Here is a 25,521-nt window from a genome sequence, read left to right on the forward strand (position 1 = left end):
ATGTGGGTACTCCAAAAGAGAACGGCTTTAACTGGAGAGGATGTATTTATTTTAAATCCACACTTCTAGTTATTTTTGTCAAGCCGATCCATGATAGATTTTGCGAATAGCTTAAAAAGAGATAATTAAATTAAGTACAAAGAAGCATTCGATGCCCTATCGCACCGAATGCTTCTGATCGTTTTAAAGTACACGTTTTGCCGTAATATAATGCTGGTTGTAAAAATCAACAAACAGAACTCGTGTCGTGATGCCGCTTGAAGTTGGAATAATAAGTCTGTGGTCTCCTGCGTAAATGGCGACCATCGAAGCTGCGCTTGAACCAATCGTACTGTTAAAAAAGATTAAATCACCTTTTTTTAACTGACTGCGTGATACGGTTGTGCCCAGTTTCATTTGGTCTTTAATATTTGTTGTTCCCAGATTAACGCCATTATTTTTATAAACGTAGTTGATGAATCCAGGACCTGTAAACTTCAGCGCCCCTTCATTATTCACACTGCCCATGGTCACTTTTTTCATTAAATTAAAGGATTGTTCAACAACCTTATCCCCTTTTGTTGCCGGGTTTGAAGGGAGTAAAGTTGGAAGTACTCTTCGTGCAGAAAAGTAAGCGTCTGTATAATATGGCTTACTATTCATATCAGCAATTACAATATTTTGTTTAGAGTCAGCCATATGAATGACTTTATTGTCGCCAATATACATGGCTACATGGTCAGGATCCGTGCCCGTTTTTTTACTTTTGAAGAACACTAAATCCCCTTTTTGTAATTGGCTTCTTGGAACGTATGACCCTTGCTGCACCATATAATCTTCATTATAAGTTGCCAAGTCTACCCCATTTTGTTTAAAAATATAATCAATGAACGTTGCACATGAAAATTTATAAGGGTATGTTGTCTTATATTCGGCAGTACTGTAGGTAGCCTTCCCTATTAAACTCTTCCCAGTTTGAATTAATTGATTCGCCTTTGCTTCAACTGCTTGTTGGTTATTTTGTGGATTAACTGTTGCAGCTGAGACCTTTATTGGATTAATAGCGATAGGAGCCGCAAAAAAAGAACTAAAACCGATTGAGACTGCTAGTGTAGTTGTAATCAAATATTTCTTCATGGGTTACCTCCTAAAGTATTATACTTATTAACACAACTGAGTGTAACATATAATAGCGACTGGTCTTTGCGGGAAAATATTCCACCAAATTTTATTGGTTGACCAAACACCCTGCCGCTAAAGGGTTTTACGAAGAAATTTACAGTTTGGTTACAAGCGTTACAAGGGATTGTCAATCAAATAAAAAAAGCATGCTTTGAAAAAAGATTGATCAAAACACGCTCTTAATATTATATAGATAAAGCATTTTTTAGGGAGTTCAATAAGAAAAAGCTGCCTTAATGACGGCCTTGATCTTCAACTCTTGCCCCTGTTTGTTTAAGTAACACTTTCTCGAACATAATAACTGCAAATTATAAATGTGCTTATTTAATTATTAAAAATACAAGAGGAGGAATCATTAATGATGGCAGAAGATTTAAAGTATTACATTTCTTAATCCCCAAAATACTTAAATGTTCTAATTAAAAAATAAAGAAAATACAAGGTAAATGGCTGCTCCCCACATAACTAAGGCAGATAGTTTATTCAAAACCAACATAAATCTTCCCGATTGATCGAGCTTTCCACTTATTCTTCCAGCTAGGGCAAGCCCCATAAACCAAATCCATGACACTAAAATACAGGTAACCGCAAATATGACTTTTTCTTCTCCCTGGTATTTTAACGAACTGGTTCCAATGACACCGATTGTGTCCATGATCGCATGCGGGTTCAGTAAGGAAACAGAGGCCGCAAACAACACTTGCTTTTTAAACGGAAATTTCTTTGCTACATCTTCCTTGTCCTGGCTTGGTTTGCTGTTCCATGAGATCCAGCCCATATAGATTAAAAAGACGGACCCTCCTACAATTAAAATCGTTTTTATCCAAAAAGAACCGAGAATGATGAAGGAAACCCCTAAAACAGCCACCAAGATCAATAGGGTATCACACAATGCAGCGGTAATCACAACAGGTAATGCTTTAATAAAGCGTGGTTGCAATGCCCCTTGATTAAAAACGAAAACATTTTGAACCCCAAGCGGAAGAATGAGTCCAAGTGCAAGAATAAATCCATGAATAAATGAAGCTAACATCAACAAATCTCCCTATCTAGTGTTATATGTATCCAATCGTATTGTAATTTGAATTGTTCGAAATGTCTCCAGCCGAATGGTGGGTTTTTAAACTATTCTTATTAGTCTCTGCTTAAAATTCTGTACCCAAGCTACGCTGTAGCAAGCCTTCAACAAAGTTTATAAATAGTAACTCATGATGATAAGCTCGCCTTTTGGCCCCATCCTTCGTTCACCCTCATCGACATATCCACATTTTTGATATAAGCTTTGTGCTGCATCATTTTGAAGGTTAACAGCTAATACAATTTCATTTATTTCTCGATAATGCTCCCTAACAAAATCGGGCAATAACATTAATGCTTGGTGGGCAAACCCTTTACCTTGATGACGAAAATCTGTTGAAAAAGCCCTTAACAAAATCGCGTTATGATTATTTGAATATGGCTTTATTCCCTCATTTCTGTGGAGAACGAAAAATGTAACCAGATCATCCCCCTCGATAGCTAAGATTGAATCTCGATCTGAATCTTCATTAGATAGTTTTATACTGTCAACGGGTGTACCGGTAAAACGAAGTTGTTCCGCCGTTAATGTATATTGTTCAATCGCATTTCTGAATCCCTCATTGTAAAAATAAAGTTGCATCTGCTTTCCACCTTCCACGAAAAAACTTGTCATTATTTCAGCAGTTTCTGGTAATAGATTCTAGCTAAAAGTCATAATATTTCTACTATCATTATACTGCTTTTTTTTAACGTTTATCAGATTCATTCAAGGCAAGTAACACCAGTTTGATTATCCGGCAAAAAAAGAACCCTAGACTTTTCGTCTCAGGGTTCTCATTGATTAACAACATATAAGGTTTTTATTACTTTCGTCCAACTAATCCCCAGTAAACAATTAAGCTAAAAGCTGAGATTAATGATAGAATTAATAGGATATTGCTATATGAGGATGCATTTGCAAAATGAATATATCCTAATAGATTGTTTTTCATAGAAGGTGAATCCATCATAGCTGCTGTATAGGCGATTCCGATCGATGCAGCAACATTCAAAACGAGATTATAAAATCCAACCGCTGTACCAGAATTCTCCTTCGCAATCGTGCTTACGCATGAATCTATCATCGGTGCATACATGAGTGCAAAGGAACTGGAGAATAAAATCATTGAAATTACGAACACAACCACCGAGCTTTGGACAAAAAAGCCACCTAATAATACACTGACAGTAATGCCAGCCATGGCTACAATAATCGATTGCTTACTTCCGAAAAATTGTGCAATTTTTCCGGAAAGCGCTCCAACAGTTGCGGATAAAACATAGGCTGGAATCAATAATAACGAAATCGTATCCAGTTTCAAGCCATAAATGTTTTCAAGCAAAAATGGAAACAGGAAAATATACGCTAATTGAACTGAGTAAATCACAAAAGCTACAGCAAGAATTGATACAAAGCGCTTGTTTTTAAAGAAGGAAATATCTATAAATGACTTTGAATACTTGCTGATATAAGCAAGGAATAGCAATATCGCCACAATAAACACGAGTAAATAAATCCAATTAAAGTTTGAAATATACAACATTAGAAAAGCGGCAATGACACCAACAAGGAACAGGCCAATAACATCAACATAGCCGCCCTTTCCGTTTTCCTTCGGAAGATATTTTAAGATAAAAGGAAGAATGACGATTGTGATAAGGGCTACTAAAAATAGGCTTGTCCAATGTAAATACGTCGAAATAAACCCACCTGCCAATGAACCAATAACAAGTGATAGGGCGTAACTGCTCGTACTGAATCCCAAAAATTTCTTTTGTTCATTTTGGGGTAAATGTTTCGTAACATAAATTACGTATAATGTTTCTGCTGAAGCCAGCCCAGCTGTTTGAATGATACGTGCTATAATCACAAGCGTAAATGAATGTTGAAACAGATAGCCCATTAATGAACCGGCACAAATTAAGATGATACCAATGCTCAAGAGTCTTCTAATACTGATAGAGTCAGCCAAAGCGGCATAGACGACGGCTCCAATGCCAATGACAAGACCAGCCAAAGTGGATTGCCAACTAACTGTTGTCGCAGAAATACCAAAGTCTTTGGCCATATCTACAGAAATAATTTTAAATGAATTGTCGATTACCAAGCACAACACAAACAATAATAATAAAACCGGGACAGCCTTTTTTATCGTAACGTCTTGTGCTTCTGCCTTATTCATACTAAAGGTAGCCATCTGCTACACTTCCCCTCTCCATTGCCACAGTTCTATGATTCTATATAAAACTAATATTGCGTTCCACGCCACCATCTATCATGGAAAATAAATAAAGAGAACTAACCGCAGTCAGCTATTAAAGGCGGTGTGAGCAGGGCTAGGCTTCAGTTACCGAAAGTATAAACATTATAATTGGTAATAGTGATTTGCCTTTGCGCCGCTCCTCCCCTTTTCCATACAAAGATATGATTTACCTAAGCAAGCTCCAAGGCAATTTCCATCATATTCGTAAATGCAGTTTGTCTTTCTTCCGTTGTTGTTTGTTCATGTCTAAAAATATGATCACTTACGGTTAGAATGGTTAATGCATTCACTCCGGCATGAGCAGCATTCATATAAAGTCCGGCTGTTTCCATTTCGGCACATAAAATGCCCATCTTACTCCATCTTTCCAATGCTGTTTGATCGGCATTATAAAAGAAATCACTTGAGAGTACATTTCCTACGTGAACAGGAAGTCCTTTTTCGTCCGCCACTTTCTTCGCTTTTTCTAATAGAGCGAACGAAGCAATATTCGAATACTGTCCAGGAAGATTGTATTGCTGGACATAGTTAGAATCAGTAGATGCTCCCATGGCAAAAACGATATCATACAAGTTCAATTGATCCTGAATCGCTCCACATGACCCAATCCGAATCAAATTTTTCACGCCAAATATATGGATAAGTTCCCATGAATACAAACTCATACTCGGTGTGCCCATGCCCGTTCCCATAACGGAAATTCTTTTTCCTTTGAATGTGCCTGTATAACCAAACATATTTCGAACATCATTAAACTGGACTACATCTTCCAAATAGGTTTCTGCGATAAATTTTGCCCGCAAAGGATCTCCTGGTAAAAGGATTGTTTCGGCAATTTCGACACCATTTGGTTTGATATGAGGTGTTTCTCTTAATTCAGTTGTACTCATGATGATTCTCTCCTTTTGATTAAATATGTGATCTTGTTTCCGCTTTCAAATAATGCATTGGATGACTCTTCAATTAAACAACGTTGTATAGTTGTATAATTAGTTGTCTATATTTTTTACAACCAAAGAATAACATACAATTATTCTGTAAGCAATAATTATTTTTAGCATTAGCTTTTTCTTTTTTAATCAAAAAAAACAGTGCGTTTCATAAAGAAACGTCACTGTTTTGCTTGGTTGAGGAATTAATTATTTGGCTGCATTAATTCTAATTTGACTAAACTCTTTTGGTATATAGTATTTGTTATAAACCACAGGATATTGGTCGCTAATATAGACGCTTTCCAGAATCAAATCACATTCCTCGCCCTTAAAAAGTTCATATTTCTGGAATGTTTTATTCACGGCAATTGAACGTTTGATTTCAATGGTTGATGAATTAGCAAGTTCATATACTTTCTCTTCAAGCATGGCTAATAATTGCTTATCATTTTGTAAATCTAGATTTAATTCTGTCACAGTTTCAACGGCCATCATTGTAAGGGCATAAGCCACTACTTTTTCTCCACTTTTATACCAGCGTTCAAATGCCACAACTGCAGCCATCTTTTTCCTTAATACTTCCTCTGCATAGTCGCTGACTAAATCAATCCTAAAATTCAGATCGACTTCATCAATCTTTTCCGAATGGCATTTATAAAGCGGATTTCCTACTTTTTCGAGGCCGACTGTCTGATGGTTTTGATGGGACTTTGTAATAAAATTCCCTTTCCCATGAACATTTCGGACCAAGCCATCATCTTGCAAAAGAGCCAAAGCCTGTCTCAGTGTCATTCTGCTTACCCCCAGCTTTTTCGCCAGTTCAGGTTCCGTTGGCAGCCTGCTATCTGGAGGAAATGTCCCTTCCATAATCAGCTTAAACAACTTATCGTAAACACTAATGTATAATGGCTTTTTTGATTTAGTCAAATCCTCTTGATTGAAATTCATGCTTTCTCACACCTATTTTTTGTTTTCAAACATGGCATCTATAACTACGTCGTTATAACCAACATTGAATATATGTTAACATCATTATACCTTAAACTCTCGAATGGAAAAATCAAAGAAAAAAGAGAATGACCACAGTTTTAGAAAACTTACTATCAATTTAACGATTAAGTAATATCTAATTCATATTTTATTAATAATCGGGAGTTATAGTAAATAGTAGCGGGGATAGCATGCGTGGCTATCATGGTATGTGGCGAAGGCGGAGCCAGTACTTGCAGGGAAGTGTTTGTTTTTTCCTTTTTCAATATTGCGAAGAACTTCACAGTATTTTATGCATAACAAATAGCTCGGAGTATTTCTCCAAGCCATTCTTCACATTATTACTCGTTTTTTCTAAAACACTTGTTACCTAAAATAAATGACTTTAGATTTAAGTTCGAAATTAAGTTAATTTTCTTCACATGCAGCTGATGTAAGAGACCAGAAATGCTTTTGCCCGATCACCGCGGTGCCTCCATTATCTACGCACGATTCTAATATAAGTTTGTTCGCTTGGTAATTATTTTTTATTTGAGTGATTCTAACACCCCCAACTGTTAGGATCGTGATGGTTACCATTATTGCGATTAGCAGATTTATTTTATTTTTATTCAATATCAAGCTCCCCTTTACGAAAAATTAAAACAGAGATAAACATACTTACTTTCTTTCAATGCTCGCCGCAAAAATTCCTCTAAATTTATTCAAAGTGGTAAATAAGATAACCAGTTTCATTTTGAAAAGCATCACAGTGCCCATTGACCCCCATTTTTTGAAAGAACGGGCACTCTGGATCGTTCACAGTGCCCGTTGACCCTCATTTTCTGAGAGGACGGGCACTCTGGATCGTTCACAGTGCCCGTTGACCCTCATTTTCTGAGAGGACGGGCACTCTGGATTCTCAACGGGCACAATTATTCTTTTTTGTGACCATGCGAGCTCTTTTTCACGCTCCACGGGCACAATTATTCTTTTTTGTGACCGTGCCGACCCTTTTTTACGCTCCACGGGCATAATTATTCTTTTTTGTGACCGTGCGGACCCCTTTTCATGCTCGACGGGCACAATTAATTTGGGACCTACCTTTTACCAACAAACTCTGTTCCCCCAAGACATTGATTTTTCCTAAATGAAGGAAATCAATGTCTTGGTGCCCACAGCATGACGGAGACGCCAATTAAACAAATAAATGCGCCAATCCAGTCGTATGTATCAGGGGCCTTTTTATCAACGGCCCAGCCCCACAATACTGCAAGAATAATAAAGACGCCCCCATATGCAGCATAAACCCTTCCGAAGGTCGGGAATTTTTGAAGGGTTGGGATGATTCCATACAGAATTAGGATGATGCTGCCGATTATTCCATACCAAAATGATTTATCTTCCCGCAGCCATAACCAAACTAAATAACCTCCGCCAATTTCCGCTAACCCAGCAAAAATAAATAAAATAATAGAATAAACCATTTATACCACTCTCCTCATTCAAATATTTTTGCCCGGTCAGGGTTCATCGGGGACTCACACGCCACTTTTCAAATCATCAATATTTCCCTAATATCTTCTTCGGTAAGAATAGAATTTATTTTTTCCTCAGAATCAATGATTTCTTCAATAAGATGGCGCTTTTTGTCTTGCAGTTCATTCATTTTTTCTTCGATGGTTCCGCGGGCAACAAGCTTAATGACCTGGACAACGTTTTTCTGTCCCATCCGATGGGCACGGTCGGCCGCTTGTTCTTCGACGGCTGGATTCCACCAAGTGTCATATAAAATCACGGTATCCGCACTCATCAGGTTTAGTCCCGTTCCTCCAGCTTTTAAAGAAATCAGGAAAAAATCCCGTTCACCCTGATTAAATCGCTCGCAGATTTTCACCCGTTCTTCTGCGGGAGTCGTTCCATCCAGGTAAAAGAAGGGCAGTCCTTTTGCTGTTATCGCCCTGCCAATGAGCTCAAGCATTTTCGTGAACTGGGAAAAAATGAGCACCCTTCTGCCAGATTGCTTTGATTCTTCGACAATCTGCAAGAGCTGTTCAAATTTCGATGAGCTTCCTTTATAACCATCGACAAACAAGCTGGGGTGGCAGCAAATCTGCCGCTGCCGCGTCAAACCAGCTAAAATTTTGATGCGATTTTTCCGAATCGTATCTTTATCGAGGTGCTTCAACGTGTCATGCCTCAATTTCGCTAAATATGCTGCATACAGCTTCTTCTGTTCAGGAAATAGCTCTACTGATTCCTGCGACTCGATTTTTTCAGGAAGTTCTGCAAGTACATCCTCCTTCAACCTGCGAAGTAAAAAGGGACGAATTCTCCGGGAAATTTTTTTCCTGGAAAGTTGACTAAATTCCTTTAAGCCGCGGAACAGTTCAGGAAAGACGACGTGAAAAATCGACCACAGCTCTTCAGATGAATTCTCCACTGGTGTACCCGTAAGCGCGAAACGGTGAACAGACTGGAGCTTCTTCGCCGCCCGAGCGGTCTGAGTCAAAGGGTTTTTAAAAGCTTGGGCCTCATCAAAAAACACCGTATGAAACGATTGTTTCTCAAACCAGGTAATTTCCCTGCGTAATAACGGGTAGGAGGTGATCAGCACATCAATATCGGTTACTTCCTTCAATAGCTTGGATCGCTCTGCTTTATTCCCATCGATGACAACCGCTTGTATCTCAGGACCGGCAAATTTCTTGATTTCATTCAGCCAGTTATACGTCACGGACGATGGGCAAACAACGAGGACTGGCTGCTTATTTTTGCGAATATTGGGAAGCTCTGACACAACAAACGCAATGCTTTGGATTGTTTTTCCTAGTCCCATATCATCGGCTAATATCCCGCCAAATCCATAGTAGGTAAGGGTTTTCATCCATTGATACCCAAGCTTTTGATAACTTTTGAGAATCGGGTCTAAGCTCGCTGGGATCTCGAACTCCAAGCGGCCGGGATGGTAGAGATGATCAAGCAGCTGCCGAAAGGATTCCTCCAGCTTGAAGGCATCGCTCACATCAACTGAATCAAGCAGTTGAAGACTCTTTTCAACCGGTAAATCTAAACCGCCTGCGATATCTTTATTTTCTACATGCGGTGACTGAAGAAAACGCTGAATTTCTTCCAATTCTCTTGTCTGGAGCGAGAGCAGCGAGCCATTTGGCAAACGATAATATTTCCGCTTTTCCTCTAAAGCCTCTAATATCTCGCGTATCTGTTTTTCCGGAATACCGTCCATTTCGAATTTGAATTCTAGCCAATTGGTCCGTTCCTTTTTGACCTTCACCCTTATCTGTGGACGAGCATTTTCTCTAAAAATTCGATTTCTTACGGCTGTCGTTGCATAAATTTGAACCAGCTTTTGGAGCTTCGGAACAATATAGTATAAAAACTCGTACTCGAGTTCTTCGTTATGCAAATAATAGCCGCCGTCTGTTTTGGCAAACGAGCTATCCTCGATTAGCTTTAGGATTTCTTCTTCCTTGTCCACATCCCTAACCATCATCGTTCCTGCAGGGAGTTCCCTGTTTTCCAAAGGGTTAAGAACGATATTTCCGTAGTGAAACTCAAGCCCAGCTAAGAGACGATTCTTGACACGGTCAAGGTAGAGATTGGCAGAAAGCGGCGTCTTCATCCATTGACTGGTTAAGCTTTCAGCTACGGTAACCTTGCCTAATTTTTTTAAACCTTGAGCCACTTTTTCCAGAAAAAAATGGAGTTGCGCGTGGGGAATCGGAATTTGATCGGTTCCGGAAGCAGCGAGCATCTGTTTCAAGTCCGAAAGCCGTTTACAGTCTTGAGTTTCCAGCTGCTTAATTTTCCCTTCAAATAAAACAGTCCGATAGGCCTCAAGGACAATCATCCGGTGAAAGCTGTTCACCTTCAGTTGATATCCCTCCCCTTCCGTTTCTATAAAGTCAAACTGTAATGGCAGCGATTCATCTGTTACGTGCATTCCCGCAAAGGTTCGTCCATTATATTCCATCTTCACTTGTGATGCTTTCACCAGTAAAGGCAGCAGCTGTTCCCATGTAGTTGGCGGAATATGGAGTGTCTGATGGTTTTCCAGCTCTGACTCAGTGTTACCATACACACTTTCATCCCGAATCACCTGGATGAGCTGCTGAATAACCGCATCTGTTTCATTTTGAAAACAATGCAGACTGGGGTCGTACGTGAATGAAGCGGAAAGGAAGCAGCGTTTTCCTACTCGAACTTGCTCCAAAAAACCGCGGATATTTTCCACGGTAGTTGACCCTAGCTTCATTTCTATCCCGAATATGTAGCGGCCGTTTCCGATTGCAATTGGTTTACAGGTAAATTCGACATCAAGCACTTTTCTTTTTTCAAAATGAAGCTGGTGACCGCTTGAGCGGACAGGCGGATCTGTGAAAAGAGTCCTTAACCCCTCTGCCAGTCCCTGATTAGTTGCCGTGGAAGGGATGGTTCCTTGACGCTGGTGGTCGTAAATCGCTATTAAAACAGCTGCAATATGCTGACAATCCTTAGCAAAAGATGCGAGCTTCGGACAGCTGCATTCGGTTAGGATATTTCCATGGGTATCCGTTTCAACTGTTACATGAAACTTTTCCTCTCCAATAACAGTTGCTTGACAACGATTAGGCTGATAGTGTTCAAAAGTTACCTTATCCGAACGATAAAAATAATCTCCTCGTTTGAAGGAGACCATGCCACACATTTCTTGAATGACTTTATGATTTAATCTAATGTTCACGAGGCTTGCTCCTTCCATAAGGATTAATAGTTAATATAAAGATTGTATCATAAGCCGGAAGCACGCGAAAAGGATGCCTTCCCCAGTGAGTGAAAACGTAACAAATCAGGAGCAGGCATCAATCTTCAAGTTCGACTATTTTATTAATAAACGGGCAAATTAGATTAAAAGGTATAGATAGGAGTGTTAACTATTTGAAAAAGTCTGGTTGGATTATAATTGTTTTATTGCTTTTGATTATTTCCGGGTGTACTACTACCAACAAGCCTGAGAAGCATGGGAAGAATGCAACGAAATCAGAAATAAAGAAAGAAAACAAGGGTGAGGACAGTGCACAGCAAATGGATAATGGTAAGCCGATAGATCAATTGGCTGGCACCGACTATCGTTCTTATCAGCATATGGCCTACAAAGCCAAGATTGCGCCAAAGTTTACAGCCGATGAACTGACCAAACCTCCAGCTGGAAATTGGACAACAAATGGCGGAGATATTCATAATAGCAGATATTCTCCCCTCGAAAAAATCACTGCTTCAAATGTAAAAAATCTAAAAGTGGAATGGGTCACAAGCTTAGGTTCGGGTTTAGAATTTAAATATTCGGGTGAGGCGACTCCGCTTGTCTATGATGGGGTCATGTTCACCACTACTGGAGCCAACCAAGTCCAAGCCCTTGATGCTAAAACAGGGAAAATGATTTGGGAATATCGCCCACAACTAGCTGATGGATTAAACACTGTCTGCTGCGGGTGGACAAGCCGCGGTGTGGCACTAGGCGACGGAAAAGTTTTTGTAGGATTATTGGATGCAAGACTGGTCGCTTTAGACCAAAAAACCGGGAAGGTATTATGGGAAACGAGGGTGGATGATTGGGAGAAAGGATATACCATTACAAGCGCCCCCCTCTATTATGATGGCAAGGTCTATACGGGGATTGCCGGCGGCGAGTATGCAATAAGAGGATATGTTGCCGCCTATGATTCAGAGATAGGCAGACAAGTTTGGAGAAGCTATACGCTGCCTGCTCCAGGCGCAAAAGGAAGCGATACCTGGCCAAAGGATAGCAGGAACTGGCTGACAGGCGGTGCGCCGGTTTGGCAGACTCCAGCTATTGACCCGGAACTGGGACTGATTTATTTTTCAACCGGGAATACCTCCCCAGACCTGGATGGCAGCAAAAGAGAAGGTGATAATTTATTTGCCGACTCCATTCTGGCTTTGGACGCCAATACAGGCGAATACAAATGGCATTTTCAAGAGGTTCATCATGATATTTGGGACATGGATCCTTCCAACCCTGTTGTTCTATTTGATGTGAAAATGGGCGGACAGATGAAAAAAGGAATGGCCCAGGCCGGGAAAACAGGGTGGCTATACATTTTGGACCGGACAAACGGCAAGCCGCTGATAGGGATTGAGGAAAAACCGGTTCCGCAAAACGCGAACCAAAAAACATCTCCTACTCAGCCATTTCCAATTGGTGATGCCTTTGTACCGCAGGCGGTCACGGAGGAAGATGTGAAACGTGATCTGCCAAAAGATTTTAAAGGTGAGATTGGCAGTATCTTTACTCCATTTTGGGATAAGCCGATGACCCTCAAACCGTCGCCTCAAGGGGGCGCAAACTGGCCGCCATCTGCCTATAACCCGAACACAGAGTATTTTTACGTATTGGGTAATGACAATTATTTTGCTTATGCCCATTACGGGGAAGAGGAAGAGGATCGGTTTACAGAAGGGAAAGAGTATATCGGTAGTGTCTGGCAGCCGGTAGAAAAGTCCCCTAGCCGCGGCACCGTGACCGCACTCGATATTAAAACGAATAAAATTGTTTGGCAACAGAAGTGGGATGCCATCGCTTACAGCGGCCTTTTAACAACTAAAGGAAACCTGGTATTCACCGGGCATAATGATGGACGGATTATTGCCTATGATGCAGCCAAGGGTGACCAATTATGGGAGTTTAAAATGGATGCCGGCGCAAATGCCCCGCCAATCACCTATGAAGTCGATGGGAAACAATATATCTCCATCTTCGCAGCCGGGAATTCACTGGCAGGATCAAAACATGGGGATAAAATCTATACCTTCTCATTAGAGGGCAAATATGGATCTGTAAAGGATATTCCTAAGGATAAAATCAATACTTCACCTGTCAAAAATACTGCTGCTAAAACAGAAAAGCAGCCGGCCGCTGATAAAAATAAAACCAAAAAAGAAGAAAACAACACGGCAGCGGGGGAAAATATCTATAAAAACAATTGCTTGGCCTGCCATGGTGCAGAAGGAGCGGGCGGACATAATGGTCCAAATTTACAACAGACAAAAATGGATCTAGATGCCATCATTAAACAGGTGACAAATGGAAAAGGCCAGATGCCCCCGTTTAAAGATACGTTGAGTAAAGATGAAATTCAAGCAGTTTCCAAGTATGTAAAGAGCCTTGGCGGCGGATAATAGAAAAGCGGAAGCGCCCGGTTAGCGGCGTATGGACTGGAGCGCTTCGACTGAGATAAAGGAAACACGAAGAGCAGAGCGATTCGATGTTGACTTATCGTAGGGAGAAGAGTGAAGTCCACTAGCCGCTGGGCGCTGGACAATTCTCAAAGTCAAAATTTTATACATTCTTATCCTTTAAACAAAAAAGGTAATCGTCCTGTTTAATGGACGATTACCTTATTGATTATTTTTCACTAGTAGATGCCTTTTCTGTTAATGAAAGATGAATTAACTGGTCATCTTTTTCAGTTGGATTTCCGCGTTTGTCACGGTTACTGGTAATCGTATACAACTCATTGTTCTCTACCAGTACATCCCTTAATCTGCCTGCATCTCCGAAAAATTCTTGAAATTGCTTAGTGGCCAGATCATAGGAAAATAGTTTCTTGCCAGCTAATGAAGCGACAAAGAGTTTTCCATCATTAAAAGCCATACCTGATGGCGCCCAAGTTTTGTCCCCGGATTGAATAATCGGCTTTATCATGTCCTTTGCTTCTTCATCCCCTTGAATAACAGGCCATCCATAGTTCTTCCCTGCTTGAATCAGGTTAATTTCATCATGACCTGATTCTCCATGTTCTGAACTATAGAGGTTTTTACCATTATCCCATGCTAATCCCTGTGGGTTACGATGACCATAGGAGTAAATATACGAATTTTTAAATGGGTTGTCCGCCGGTATACCGCCATTTACATTCATTCTTAAAATTTTTCCAGCTAAACTGTCGAGTTTTTGGGCATTGCTCGACTGGCCAACATCACCTGTAGTGGCATATAACATTCCATCCGGACCAATTTTAATCCGGCCGCCGTTATTTACCATACCGCCTGGAATCCCATCTAAAAGGACTTTTTCTTCCTTCCACGTATGGTCTTTCAGTTTAAGCGAAATAATTCGGTTTAGCGTCTTACCGTCTTTCTTATAGGTATGATAAGCAAATGCCATCTTTGTTGTCGCAAAATCAGGTGCTAACGTGAATCCAAGAAAACCGCCTTCCCCTTCATGGAAAATATCCTCAGAAACCTTTACATTCTGCACATCTACTAAGCCAAGATTTCCGTCAATTTGAATGACCGAGCCTTCCCGCTGACTTAAGAAAATCCAACTGCCATTTTTGTTAATCGTCCATGGGATATTCAAGTGATTCGCATTGACACTCCCATCATCCGAAACCGCTACCTCTACCGCCCTTTTGATTACCTCATTTGCATCCTGCTGAAAGGAACCCTGTTTTTTACCGGCATCACCTGCGTCATCATTATCATTCCAAAAAAATGCGGTCCCCAGCCCTGCTGCCAAAACAACACCCAGCACACTAAAAAATACTAACCTTTTCAAAATACCACCTCAAAATAATAATTTTCTTCAACAGTGTAGACATATTTCGGATTATTTAAACTCTTCCGAATAGATATGCCTAACCCCTAGTGAGTTAAAGCATTAACGTAAATGGGGTCAGGCACCAATAGTTTAGAGGTTTTGTCTTAAGTACATGGTTCACCATCTTTAGTATCTGTTTTCTTCCTCTGGATGAACCAGAAGCAGGTCTACGGAACTAATCTTGGATTAATATACTAGGAGAGAATAACTGTATTGTTGAAAATTTACATTAGCTTAATATTCTAGATAATTTCTCAGCTTATAATAGGGTCGTCATCATAAATGAAGAGGAGCGACATAATGAGAAACATATTTTTTAAGAGGTTTTTTAATTTACTAGTTATTGCTGCGCTGGTTCTACCAATCTTCTCTAGTATTTCCATTCGTGCGCATGCAGAAGACACGGTGTCTGTTAAATTGCTTTCTGTAAATGATTTACATGGCAAGATTGATGTAACAGGAACTGTGAATAATGTCGATTATGGACGCGCAGATTATTTGACTACATACTTAAAAGCCCGTAAAGCAACCAATCCAGATAACACGCTGATTATCCATTCTGGAGATATGATTGGCGGAAGCTCTCCGGTTTCAGCCTTGCTTCAAGATGAGCCAACTGTTGAAATCATGCATGCAATCGGCTTCGATGTGGGAACTGTGGGTAACCATGAATTTGATGAGGGTACACAAGAACTCCTTCGGATGATCCATGGCGGTGACCATCCAAACGGCACAAAAGGATATAAAGGGATGAACTTTCCAGTTGTTGCTGCCAATGTGGAATACAAAGATACCGGAAAGCTTGTATTTGACCCCTATGCCATTAAAGAAGTAGCTGGTGTAAAAATTGGCTTTATTGGTGTAGCTACGGTTGAAACACCTAATATGGTAATGGCTACTGGTATTCAGGATATTCGTTTCACGGATGAGGCAGCAGCGGTTAATAAATATACAGAAGAGCTAAAAGCCCAAGGAATTAAAGCAATTGTCGTTTTAGCCCACGTTCCCGGAGACCAAAGCGGCGAAACGGCAACAGGTCAAATTGCCAAATTAGCGAAAAGCGTAGATGACGAGGTAGATGTCATTATTGCTGCCCATAACCATGTGAAGCTTAATGCGATTGTAGACAACAAGCTAGTTGTCCAAGCATGGGAATATGGAAAAGCTTTTGCCGACATTGATTTGAAAATTGATCCTGTGACAGGTGATATTGTTGAAAAACATGCGGAAATTGTGGATGTTATTCAAAAAGATGTAACTCCCGATCCTGAGATCAGTGCCATTTTAGCCAAATATCATAAAATGGTCGGGCCAATATTAAATGAAGTAGTTGGAGTTGCCTCCGTTCCAATGGATGGCGGCTATCCGATAAAAGGCATCATTGGTGACAATGCGCTAGGAAACTTAATTGCAGATGGAATGAATTATGAAATGAAGTCTGATTTTGCGTTAATGAACGGTGGAGGAATCCGTGACATTCTAGGTAAAGGCGAAATTACTTGGGAGAATCTTTTCAATATCCAGCCCTTTAATAACACTTTGATTAGTGTCACGATTCCAGGATCTGCATTAGAACCGATTTTAAATGCGCAAATTTCATCCTATGGGCCGGACGTTTCCATTGGCGGTTTCTCTTATACATGGAATAGTAGGACAAACAAAGTCGTGAACATCTATCTTCCAGATGGAACGCCAATTGATAAAAATAAGACGTATTCACTTACGGTCAACAATTATATGTACGAACATGCGACAGATAAATATAAAATTCGCCAATATGGTAAAGACCCTATTCAAGGACCTGAAGATTTACAAGCCACTGTAAATTTCGTAAAAAGCATTAATGGGCCAATCCATTATGAAGCGGAAGGAAGAATATCGGAAGATACCCAAGCGCCTGAAATCGCGGATGCGAAATTACCTGCGGCCGACTTCAGAGACGGGTCCTATCTTCATGATGTTACCATTGCCTTAGAAGCAACAGATCCTGGTATTGGCGTTTCGCGTATTGAGTATAGCCTTGATAATGGTGTCACTTGGAACCGTTATGACAAAGGGCTTACTGTAAATAAAGCAGGTAAAAACTCCATTCAATACCGTGCAATCGATAAAGTGCATAATGTTTCGGCGACGAAAACCATTAAAGTATTGATTACATCTGCGACAATCGAAAATACAGTTGCTTTAGTGAAACAAGCAAAGGGTAATAATGGAATTAAAACATCCCTTATCGCTCAATTGGAAAACGTGATTAAAACGTTTGAAAAAGGTCAGGAAAATAAAGCTTATCAATCTCTAGAAAAACTTTACCTGCGTATTAGCCAGCTCCCAGATAAACACTTGGAGGAAGTGGATAAAAAAGAAATCATGTTCATGCTTCAATATATCATTGAACATCGAACAGCAATTAGCGGAGACGAGTTCCCTGCCTTAAAAGCAAGTTAATTTAGACAAAAAACAGCGGTTTTCTTCAGTAAAGAAGACCGCTGTTTTTTTTGTAGAAATATAGGTTAACTTCAGTCATGATCTTTGGTAAAATCATCTAAATAGATTAGGAGGGGATTTCCATGATTACATATCCGCATTTAAAGAAAGGCGCGACAATAGGAGTAACAGCACCTTCCTCTGGAGTACCTGCCGAATTACATGATCTCGTCAAACTTGCATGCAGCCGATTAGAGCAAAAAGGTTTTCAAGTTACATGCGGCGACACTGTGTGGACGCAATACAAGGCAAAATCAGCACCTGCGGTAAAACGGGCAGCTGAATTTAATGCGCTGATGGCTGATAGTGACACCGACATCATCATTCCCCCATGGGGCGGCGAGTTATTGATGGAGGTTCTCGAACATATTGACTATGAAAATATTAATAATAAGTGGGTTTTAGGCTATTCCGATATTAGCGGCTTACTCTTAGCCATCACTTTGAAGACAGGAATCGCAACCGCTCACGGGACTAACCTAATTGATTTACGTGGTGAATTTTCAGACGAAACGACAGCCAAATGGGAGTCCGTATTATCGACAAACACGGGTGAATCTGTCCTTCAACAATCCTCAGTTCAACATCAGAAGGAATGGAATCACGCCGATCCCTCTCCATGCGTTTTTCATTTAACAGAAAAGACTGAGTGGAAAACTGTCTCAAATCGGAATGTGAAGATACAAGGCCGATTGCTAGGCGGATGTATTGATATTATCAGGCATCTAATCGGCACACCATATGGCGATGTTCAAAGCTTTAGAAGTCAACATATCAATGGAGAGCCAGTTATTTGGTATTTGGAGAACTGCGAAATGAACACTGCAGATTTACGAAGGTCATTGGTACAAATGAAGTTAGCCGGCTGGTTTGACTATTGCTCAGGTTTGATGTTTGGCAGAAGCCCAGCAAATACGCCAGTTGATCACTATACGATTGAGGATGTTTACCAAGACCTAGCTGATGAACTCGACATTCCGATTATTTACGACATTGATTGCGGCCACGTTCCCCCACAAATCACCTTCATCAATGGTGCTTATGCTGAGATTGAGGTTGACGCTGCAAAAGGAAAAGGAACCGTTTTGCAATTTTTCCGGCCATAATGGAACTTTATGTAGAATGTAACCGTAAAGAAAGGCAACTCCCCCTCACATTTGGGGGTTGCCTTTAATGTTCAAAATTAAAAGGGGGATTCATGTGATTTCTAATTCCCCTTTTTTTCATACAAGTAAAAGATATAGTCTGTAGATGGGCCTGGATACCCTAATTGACGGAGCATAGCCGTAATATTTCCCCTATGGTAGGTGCCGTGATTGACGACATGCTGGACCAATTCTGAAATCCTTGTTTCCAGTTGACCATACATCGGATGTTTAAGCGTCTTTTTGGCATCTAAGTCCTCTTGGCTGCTTAGAAAATTAATATATTGCTCCGAGAATTTCAAGTACTTACTTTCCATTTCTTCGAGAGTTTTATTTTCAATTTCCGAGGAATACTTTCCAACAAACTGCTGTATTTCTTCATAGTTTTTATCTGACATCGCACACAACCAAACTACATCTGTTTTAAAAAGGTGGATCACGACCTGTTCTATGCTTGAAAATACACTCTTTATTTCCTGTCGATATACTTCATTTGGCAAATCTTTCAAGTGGTTAAAAACCCGCTTATTCGCCCAAACATGGTAATCATACAAACGCAGCGAATCCTGTTTCATCAGTAAAACACCTGCCTTTTTATAATTATATTCTATCTATATTTTCTCTAAAGAAGACGTATTTTCCTTTTTTATTTAGGCACAAGTAAAAATAGTTGCACGAAAAATATGAATAGAGTATCCTATATATATATACATAGAAATTCTACATATATAGAATACTTATATACAAGGAGATCTGATGATGGAAGATGAGCAAGTTAGAGTTTTTGATGCCAATCGGAATCCTATTGGAGTAGCAACTAGGGAGGAAGTCCACCGACTCGGGCTATGGCATGAGTCGTTTCATTGCTGGATTGTTAGCCGTGAAGAAGAGATCGATTATCTTTATCTGCAGCTTCGCTGTGAAATGAAAAAAGACCATCCGAATCTGTTTGATATTACCTCAGCAGGACACTTATTAGCCCATGAATCGGCATTGGATGGCATTAGAGAGATCAAAGAAGAATTAGGAATTGATGTTACTTTTTCAGAGCTTATACCATTAGGGATCATCAATTATTGTGTCAACCATGAGGACTTAATTGATAATGAACTTGCACACACATTTTTATATAAAAAGAATCTGGCTTTTGATGTATTTAGCTTACAAGAAGAAGAAGTTTCAGGTGTCATCAAAGTGAAGTTTACTGATTTTATTGACCTTTGGACAGGAGCTAAACAAAACGTACACATAAAAGGATTTGAGATTGATCCTAATGGACAAACATTAGGTATTGATAGAATGGTTGGGACAAATTCCTTTGTCCCGCATGGGCTTTCATATTATGAAACGATTATTCAGTTGATACAAGAAAAACTAAATGAATGACAACAACCCGTATTGCTTGATTCAAAATGGCGAACAGTATCTGACACTGTTTGCCTGATTTTTAGGTTCGCAAATAAATGAGGTTGTTATGCAAACAAACAACTCATCCCCCATAAATTAACTTGTTTCAAGCAATCCTTGATTGTTGTTTCTGTTTTCGCGGCCCCCACGGTTTGAAGACCGAAATTACGAACATGGAAACAAGAGAAATGATTTGGAGGATAATTCCAATCCACATCTGCCACTTGTTTACCGTGTACGCTGGTTCCAAAAGTGCATTTAACCCATCATTTGTTGTTAACGTTACCGCGTTTAGGGTCAAAAAATACATAGCGATTGGCCCAAGTAGAATGGAGATAAGTGTTAACCCTTCTTTAACGATAATCCAGTAAAATTTGAACAACCCCCATTGGGTCAGTACGGATAGAAGGATTCCTGTCAACACAGTTCCAATCGTCGAATACCGTCCGGCTGTCATGGACAGCTTATGCATAATGATATAGCAAGCTTTAAGCAGCCCTTCATCGTTTGTGTTTGCTGCTGTAATGCTCAGAATTAAATAGATGACTGCCACCCCAAGCATAATCGAAGAAAACAATAGATGGATTGTCAAAAGCCATTTTCTCTTTGTAATGGTAAGTCTCCTCATACTATGGACCCCTTTCTTCAAAACTCTTTCCGTATTTAATAGTAATAACTATGTCTAAAAGGACTCTAAAGCAAATCTAAAAAAAGTATAAAAATAGCAAGGTTGTTCTCTAGAGAAAAAATAAAACGACCCTCACCGAAATGTGAATAGGCCGCTAAGCATTCCATATAACTCAATTTTCCGACCACAATTAAACATTAAAACGATATCCAACACCCCAAATTGTCTCAATATATTGCGGCTTTGATGGGTCCGTTTCAATTTTTTCACGCAGCTTTCCAATAAAAACAGTGACTGTGGCGTTGTCACCCATAGAATCCAGTCCCCAGATTTTTTCAAACAGCTCGTCTTTGCTGAAAACCCGATTTGGGTGGATCGTCAAAAATAGCAGCAGATCAAACTCTTTCGAGGTGAACTGAACTTCCGTTTCATTCACGTAAACCTTACGCGATAACTTATCAATGCGAATCCCTCTTATTTGGACTTCGTCTATTTGTCTCATCTGGTTATCTGTCATTAATCGATCATAACGAGCTAGATGTGCTTTAACCCTCGCCACTAGTTCGCCAACACTGAACGGCTTGGTCATGTAATCGTCTGCACCAAGTCCGAGACCGCGTATTTTATCGATTTCTTCCTTTTTAGCTGATACCATTAAGATGGGAATGTTTTTCTTAATGCGAACCTGTCTGCAAATCTCAAAGCCATCCGTTTGCGGAAGCATGAGATCGAGAATAATCAGATCATAATCCTCCTCCAAGGCCTTTTTGAGGCCCAGGTCCCCACTGGTGGCAAGTTCCACCTGAAAGCCGCTAGCTTCTAAGTAATCTTTTTCCACTTCCACAATTACCTGGTCATCCTCTATGATTAAAATTCGTCTCACTCTTGCTCACCCTCATTATTGGTCTTTGGCAGCGTAAAATATATGCTTGTTCCTTCCCCTAATTGACTTTCGGCCCAAACACTACCGCCTTGCCCTTCGACTATCTGTTTGACGATCGCAAGTCCAAGGCCGGAGCCTCCCGTTTCTGTATTCCTTGATGGATCTGCCCGGTAAAAACGATCGAAAATATGGCTTAGTACCCCACTTTTAATTCCCGGCCCGTTATCACGGATGTGCACCGTTGCTTTCGTCTTATCGTCGAACAATTCCACTCTGATTTCCTTTTGAACCTTGTTCATATATTTTAAGCTGTTGCCAATGATATTCATCATGACTCTTCGCAGCTTTTCACGATCGCCCAAGATAGGAACCGGCTTATCGGTTTCAACAATGAACGTAAGATTGATTTCTTCCATTCGCGGGTCAAGTCGCAATTCTTCCACACAATCCTGCAAAAACAAATGAAGATCGATCGGCTCCAAATGAAACGGCAGACGGTTTAAATCAAGTTTAGAATACAACATCAATTCTTCAATCAAATGATCCATATCTTCTGCTTTTTTCGCAATCATATTGATATATTTTTCCTGTTTGATAGCGGTATCCGCAATACCCTCTTGAATGCCTTGAACACAAGCTTTAATTCCGGTGATCGGTGTTTTTAAATCATGAGAAATGTTGGAGATTAATTGTTTACGGTTTTCTTCGTACTCCAGCTGAAGATGGATGGACTCGTTTAGCCGGATGCGCATTTCTTCAAAAGAAGCACCCAGTTCTCCAATTTCATCTTTCCTGTTTAACTCAACTTCCTGTTTAAGGTTTCCTTCTTTTATTTGTTCCGCAGCATGTTTAAGCGTGTACAAAGGTTTAATGAAACTGCGGGAAACTAAGAAAGTAAGAAATCCATTGGTTAGCCCAATTACCAATAGGAGAGACAACAGAAGCAACGGAAAAAACTTCCTTGCTTCGTTAAAAAAAGACTTTAAATCGGAGAGCAAATATACCGTACCTGTAGTGCCATCACTGTAGGTAATTGTATATTTTTCAATAGAATAACGACTTTTCCCCCAACGTTCTCGGGTCTGACTGGTTTGCAGCTCTTGAATCTCTGTATTTAAATGAAGGTTACTCACAAAGGGTGAAGTAAAGCTCACTTGGTTATTCTTCAGCACCACAAGTCCTGTATGCAAACGATTCAATTGTTCGTCAGTGGTTTTCAAAAACTCGCTGTCGGTAAATCGGTCAGGGTCTGTTTGCGTCATAAACTTGACTCCGGCAATCAAGTCTCGGTGTTGGTTGGCTGTTTCCCAAAAGGCCGGCATTCCCTTGCCACCATCTTTACCTGCCATTCCTTTATAAAAAGCTGAAACTAGCGTTGTGGCTATTAAAACAAACAGGACGATCGGAATAATGGTCATAGCAATATAGGAAAGCAATAGTCTCTTCTTGATGGACATGGACGAATCTCCTTAAAGCTGTTTTTTCTCGAACAGAATCACTCCTGCTGAATAAGTCATTATGCAATATGAAAGCATCAGAATGAACGAGTTGGCAAGCTTCGCAAAAGATGCCCCGTTTCCAATCCAGAGAACATACCAGTTTGTGTAGGAAAAGATCGACCATACTGAGATTACCGGGAATATGAACGGTGCGAGCTTAGCAGTAGCATAAATGAGAATCATCGTTACCAAGGCTCCACTGCTTTTGTTAAAAAATTGGGCGATCAACACCGAAACGAAACCAATGGCCATTATTGGAATAAACGCTGCCACATAGGCCGTAATGATATCGAGCAAACCACTCGCGAAATTTCCACCCGGAACCAGCCATCCCAAAATGATAGTCGTAATCATTAACACCCCGAGAAGTATGGCTAGAAAGATAGTGATAGCCGCCACTTTCGATGCAAACACTTTCGCTCTTGTAATTGGGCGAACAAGCCCAAGCTTTAATGTGTTTGATGCTACTTCACCTGAAAAAGATTCCGATGCAGACATAAACAATAACAATGGGAGTAAGGAAAACGTGAACAAACGAAGCATCAACATGGGAAGATTGCTGCCAAGCCCCAAATTATTATGCAAAAGAAGAAAAGCAGATATCACTGGGAGCAAGATGGCAAGTAGCAGAAATCCCTTTGTTCTATTATGTTTCCATAATTTTTCCGTCTCATTTAATATATTGGCGATGATCATCATGATCTCCTTCCTTTGATGTGTGTAATTGGGAAACAATATACTGTTCTAACGTAATGCCTGGCTTCACTAATTCATTCACGCCACCAACACGGATCAGCTGCCCGTTTTGCATGATCCCAATTCGACCCGCAATGAGACTAAGTTCATTAATCATATGGCTCGAAATCAAGAAGGTAATACCGTGTTCGCAGGCTAACTGCTGAATCGTGTTTCGAAAATTGACGATGCCCTCGATATCTAGACCGTTTGTCGGTTCATCTAAAATTACTAGCTTTGGTTTCGACAGCAAGGCTGAAGCCAATCTCAAGCGTTGCTTCATTCCGAGCGAAAAACCGTTTACCTTCTCTTTCTTATATGGAGCTAGACCTACCTGTTCCAGTACCTCGTCAATCCTAGTCCTTGGCAGTTCCGGATAAAAACGTGCAGATAGTTTCAAATTATCGTAGGCACTCAAATAGTCGTATGAATCAGCCGTTTCAATCATGCACCCGACTTGTTTCATTGCTTGTTCAAACTGATCAGTCGTATTATTCCCAAAAATAGTGACACTTCCGTGGTCCGGCCGAATTAACCCAATAATGATTTTTAATAGAGTTGTTTTTCCTGCCCCATTTGGTCCATTTAAACCGAAGATATCTCCCTTCGCGATGTCAAAACGGATATCTCGAACACCACGGCCACTCTTATATCGCTTAGTAATTCCTTTTACTTCCAATGCAGTTTCCATTTTCCAACCACCCCTTCCTCTGATGTACGATTAGCGAAGACAACTGGACATTTCGCTGTCCGGCTGCCCTGCCTATTAATGACGCCAGCCGCGCTTCATTCCCTCATTTTTGATTTCTTCTATTTTCTTACCCGTTAAATCGATATGTTCAGGTACCGTTTTATTAATATTAGAGTAATCGACATGAATGGTAATCGTCAGTTCATGTTTTTTCCCTGATTCATCAGTACCAGTTATATTAATTTTTGCCGTTTGCGCTTCCAGGATATCTTTTGTGCTAATTTCAGCATCGATATCGATTTTTTCAACTTTAATATTGTCTGTTAATTTCGACATGTTGGCCATCCAGCCTGGTGTTTTTTCATTTTTTTCGTGATTCGCAATCTTAGATACAACAACTGTTCCCACTACATTTACTACTGCAGGAACCTGGTCTCCGGAAAGATGCAGTTCCGCATGCTTGCCACCGTTTGCTTGATTTTCGACTGTCGCAAGGTCCTTAATATTCCCTAGCAATGTCCCGAAAACTTGCTGCATCGCTTTTGGCAAGTTCGAATGATCTCCTTTATGCTGCCATTTTGGAGCATTGATTTCCTTGGCCTTATAAACATCCTCTTCACTGCTTTTAAAAATGACCTTTCCATCTTGTCGAAAAACATTAATCGAGCGCTTTTCAGTAGAATCACCAATGGTTGCAGCCACGCTTCCAGCTTTCTGATCCTTATTTACTTTCAAATCAGCAGCTCCTGTGACAAGCTTTTTCCCGTTATCTGTTATCGTCAAGTCAACATTCATAGTTATACTCGATTCTGCCTTCGTATTTTTCAGTGCAGTTTTGTAGGCATCATAACCGGATGTGTTTGCCATCGCGGAAAAACCACTTGCTAAAAGCAGTACCGCTCCGATTCCTAATCCTGCTCCCGCCGTCATCCATTTCTTTTTCATTGATAAACCTCCTAGATTATTAATTGAAAAGCCTTAGCTGCATTCCCTCCGAGTGAGACTTGCCAAAGCTTTCTATCATTCATCATACCTTTCATG

20 protein-coding genes and 1 pseudogene are annotated in these 25,521 nt (G+C 40.3%); 4 read left to right on the forward strand and 17 right to left on the reverse strand.

What is annotated here, in order from left to right; all coding sequences use genetic code 11:
• Positions 1–183: 183 nt before the first annotated feature.
• From AA980_RS11565 to AA980_RS11605, 9 genes and pseudogenes are all read right to left on the reverse strand, one after another.
• The gene (locus tag AA980_RS11565) at positions 184–1,116 is read right to left on the reverse strand and encodes a C40 family peptidase (RefSeq protein ID WP_024031224.1); all 933 of its coding nucleotides are present in this window, start codon (positions 1,114–1,116) and stop codon (positions 184–186) included.
• A gap of 365 nt (positions 1,117–1,481) precedes the next feature.
• A pseudogene (locus AA980_RS26900) lies at positions 1,482–1,571 on the reverse strand (DUF554 domain-containing protein); the annotation flags it as partial.
• Positions 1,572–1,576: 5 nt separating this feature from the next.
• On the reverse strand, positions 1,577–2,194 hold the full coding sequence (locus tag AA980_RS11570) for a LysE/ArgO family amino acid transporter (RefSeq protein WP_024031223.1): 618 nt from the start codon (positions 2,192–2,194) through the stop codon (positions 1,577–1,579).
• A gap of 159 nt (positions 2,195–2,353) precedes the next feature.
• Positions 2,354–2,821: a GNAT family N-acetyltransferase gene (locus AA980_RS11575; protein ID WP_024031222.1), complete on the reverse strand. Its 468-nt coding sequence runs from the start codon at positions 2,819–2,821 to the stop codon at positions 2,354–2,356.
• 223 nt (positions 2,822–3,044) lie between these two features.
• On the reverse strand, positions 3,045–4,403 hold the full coding sequence (locus tag AA980_RS11580) for an MFS transporter (protein ID WP_235815200.1): 1,359 nt from the start codon (positions 4,401–4,403) through the stop codon (positions 3,045–3,047).
• A gap of 251 nt (positions 4,404–4,654) precedes the next feature.
• Positions 4,655–5,374 carry a purine-nucleoside phosphorylase gene (gene deoD, locus AA980_RS11585; protein ID WP_024031220.1) on the reverse strand — a complete coding sequence of 240 codons (720 nt, stop codon included), beginning with the start codon at positions 5,372–5,374 and terminating at the stop codon, positions 4,655–4,657.
• Between the two features lie 249 nt (positions 5,375–5,623).
• Entirely contained in the window at positions 5,624–6,364 is a 741-nt protein-coding gene (locus tag AA980_RS11590) for a GntR family transcriptional regulator (RefSeq protein ID WP_024031219.1), read from the reverse strand.
• Positions 6,365–7,545: 1,181 nt separating this feature from the next.
• Positions 7,546–7,872, reverse strand: coding sequence for a YnfA family protein (locus AA980_RS11600; protein ID WP_024030958.1), 327 nt, complete (start codon positions 7,870–7,872; stop codon positions 7,546–7,548).
• Positions 7,873–7,940: 68 nt separating this feature from the next.
• Positions 7,941–11,129 (reverse strand): DEAD/DEAH box helicase, encoded by a 3,189-nt coding sequence (locus tag AA980_RS11605; protein ID WP_024030959.1) that lies wholly within the window; start codon positions 11,127–11,129, stop codon positions 7,941–7,943.
• A 194-nt stretch (positions 11,130–11,323) separates the two neighbouring features.
• Between AA980_RS11605 and AA980_RS11610 the strand changes: the two genes are divergently transcribed.
• Positions 11,324–13,585, forward strand: coding sequence for an outer membrane protein assembly factor BamB family protein (locus tag AA980_RS11610; protein ID WP_024030960.1), 2,262 nt, complete (start codon positions 11,324–11,326; stop codon positions 13,583–13,585).
• Between the two features lie 226 nt (positions 13,586–13,811).
• Here the strand turns inward: AA980_RS11610 and AA980_RS11615 are convergent, their stop codons facing one another.
• The gene (locus AA980_RS11615; protein WP_024028640.1) at positions 13,812–14,966 is read right to left on the reverse strand and encodes a PQQ-dependent sugar dehydrogenase; all 1,155 of its coding nucleotides are present in this window, start codon (positions 14,964–14,966) and stop codon (positions 13,812–13,814) included.
• A gap of 342 nt (positions 14,967–15,308) precedes the next feature.
• On the opposite strand from AA980_RS11615, the gene AA980_RS11620 reads away from it, so the two are divergent.
• Both AA980_RS11620 and AA980_RS11625 read left to right on the forward strand, forming a co-directional pair.
• Entirely contained in the window at positions 15,309–17,453 is a 2,145-nt protein-coding gene (locus AA980_RS11620; RefSeq protein ID WP_053005476.1) for a bifunctional metallophosphatase/5'-nucleotidase, read from the forward strand.
• 122 nt (positions 17,454–17,575) lie between these two features.
• Positions 17,576–18,598 (forward strand): S66 family peptidase, encoded by a 1,023-nt coding sequence (locus AA980_RS11625; RefSeq protein WP_024028643.1) that lies wholly within the window; start codon positions 17,576–17,578, stop codon positions 18,596–18,598.
• A 101-nt stretch (positions 18,599–18,699) separates the two neighbouring features.
• On the opposite strand, the gene AA980_RS11630 is transcribed toward AA980_RS11625, so the two are convergent.
• Positions 18,700–19,212, reverse strand: a complete 513-nt coding sequence (locus AA980_RS11630) for a DinB family protein (protein WP_024028644.1) — start codon at positions 19,210–19,212, stop codon at positions 18,700–18,702.
• Positions 19,213–19,393: 181 nt separating this feature from the next.
• Between AA980_RS11630 and AA980_RS11635 the strand changes: the two genes are divergently transcribed.
• Complete coding sequence (locus AA980_RS11635; protein ID WP_328586696.1) at positions 19,394–20,023, forward strand: NUDIX hydrolase; 630 nt, start codon at positions 19,394–19,396, stop codon at positions 20,021–20,023.
• Positions 20,024–20,150: 127 nt separating this feature from the next.
• Here the strand turns inward: AA980_RS11635 and AA980_RS11640 are convergent, their stop codons facing one another.
• From AA980_RS11640 to AA980_RS11665, 6 genes are all read right to left on the reverse strand, one after another.
• Positions 20,151–20,672, reverse strand: coding sequence for a hypothetical protein (locus tag AA980_RS11640; protein WP_024028646.1), 522 nt, complete (start codon positions 20,670–20,672; stop codon positions 20,151–20,153).
• 190 nt (positions 20,673–20,862) lie between these two features.
• Positions 20,863–21,555 carry a response regulator transcription factor gene (locus AA980_RS11645; protein ID WP_024028647.1) on the reverse strand — a complete coding sequence of 231 codons (693 nt, stop codon included), beginning with the start codon at positions 21,553–21,555 and terminating at the stop codon, positions 20,863–20,865.
• Positions 21,552–23,012: a sensor histidine kinase gene (locus AA980_RS11650; RefSeq protein ID WP_024028648.1), complete on the reverse strand. Its 1,461-nt coding sequence runs from the start codon at positions 23,010–23,012 to the stop codon at positions 21,552–21,554. The genes AA980_RS11645 and AA980_RS11650 overlap by 4 nt, the downstream gene beginning before the upstream one ends.
• A gap of 12 nt (positions 23,013–23,024) precedes the next feature.
• Positions 23,025–23,753, reverse strand: a complete 729-nt coding sequence (locus AA980_RS11655; protein ID WP_082195716.1) for an ABC transporter permease — start codon at positions 23,751–23,753, stop codon at positions 23,025–23,027.
• Positions 23,725–24,480, reverse strand: a complete 756-nt coding sequence (locus AA980_RS11660; RefSeq protein ID WP_024028650.1) for an ABC transporter ATP-binding protein — start codon at positions 24,478–24,480, stop codon at positions 23,725–23,727. Before AA980_RS11660 ends, AA980_RS11655 begins: the two co-directional genes overlap by 29 nt.
• Positions 24,481–24,555: 75 nt before the next feature.
• Complete coding sequence (locus AA980_RS11665; protein ID WP_024028651.1) at positions 24,556–25,425, reverse strand: hypothetical protein; 870 nt, start codon at positions 25,423–25,425, stop codon at positions 24,556–24,558.
• Positions 25,426–25,521: the final 96 nt, after the last annotated feature.

Source organism: Neobacillus vireti, assembly GCF_001026695.1.
Classification (GTDB): Bacteria; Bacillota; Bacilli; order Bacillales; family Cytobacillaceae; genus Neobacillus; species Neobacillus vireti.

What these genes read in the sequence shown, in the direction of transcription:
- AA980_RS11565 (WP_024031224.1), bottom strand. Translation starts at nt 1,116, where the DNA reads ATGAAGAAATATTTGATTACAACTACACTAGCAGTCTCAATCGGTTTT.
- AA980_RS11625 (WP_024028643.1), top strand. Translation starts at nt 17,576, where the DNA reads ATGATTACATATCCGCATTTAAAGAAAGGCGCGACAATAGGAGTAACA.
- AA980_RS11665 (WP_024028651.1), bottom strand. Translation starts at nt 25,425, where the DNA reads ATGAAAAAGAAATGGATGACGGCGGGAGCAGGATTAGGAATCGGAGCG.
- AA980_RS11580 (WP_235815200.1), bottom strand. Translation starts at nt 4,403, where the DNA reads ATGAATAAGGCAGAAGCACAAGACGTTACGATAAAAAAGGCTGTCCCG.
- AA980_RS11620 (WP_053005476.1), top strand. Translation starts at nt 15,309, where the DNA reads ATGAGAAACATATTTTTTAAGAGGTTTTTTAATTTACTAGTTATTGCT.
- AA980_RS11655 (WP_082195716.1), bottom strand. Translation starts at nt 23,753, where the DNA reads ATGATGATCATCGCCAATATATTAAATGAGACGGAAAAATTATGGAAA.
- AA980_RS11650 (WP_024028648.1), bottom strand. Translation starts at nt 23,012, where the DNA reads ATGTCCATCAAGAAGAGACTATTGCTTTCCTATATTGCTATGACCATT.
- AA980_RS11570 (WP_024031223.1), bottom strand. Translation starts at nt 2,194, where the DNA reads ATGTTAGCTTCATTTATTCATGGATTTATTCTTGCACTTGGACTCATT.
- AA980_RS11630 (WP_024028644.1), bottom strand. Translation starts at nt 19,212, where the DNA reads ATGAAACAGGATTCGCTGCGTTTGTATGATTACCATGTTTGGGCGAAT.
- AA980_RS11660 (WP_024028650.1), bottom strand. Translation starts at nt 24,480, where the DNA reads ATGGAAACTGCATTGGAAGTAAAAGGAATTACTAAGCGATATAAGAGT.
- AA980_RS11575 (WP_024031222.1), bottom strand. Translation starts at nt 2,821, where the DNA reads ATGCAACTTTATTTTTACAATGAGGGATTCAGAAATGCGATTGAACAA.
- AA980_RS11635 (WP_328586696.1), top strand. Translation starts at nt 19,394, where the DNA reads ATGATGGAAGATGAGCAAGTTAGAGTTTTTGATGCCAATCGGAATCCT.
- deoD (WP_024031220.1), bottom strand. Translation starts at nt 5,374, where the DNA reads ATGAGTACAACTGAATTAAGAGAAACACCTCATATCAAACCAAATGGT.
- AA980_RS11600 (WP_024030958.1), bottom strand. Translation starts at nt 7,872, where the DNA reads ATGGTTTATTCTATTATTTTATTTATTTTTGCTGGGTTAGCGGAAATT.
- AA980_RS11590 (WP_024031219.1), bottom strand. Translation starts at nt 6,364, where the DNA reads ATGAATTTCAATCAAGAGGATTTGACTAAATCAAAAAAGCCATTATAC.
- AA980_RS11640 (WP_024028646.1), bottom strand. Translation starts at nt 20,672, where the DNA reads ATGAGGAGACTTACCATTACAAAGAGAAAATGGCTTTTGACAATCCAT.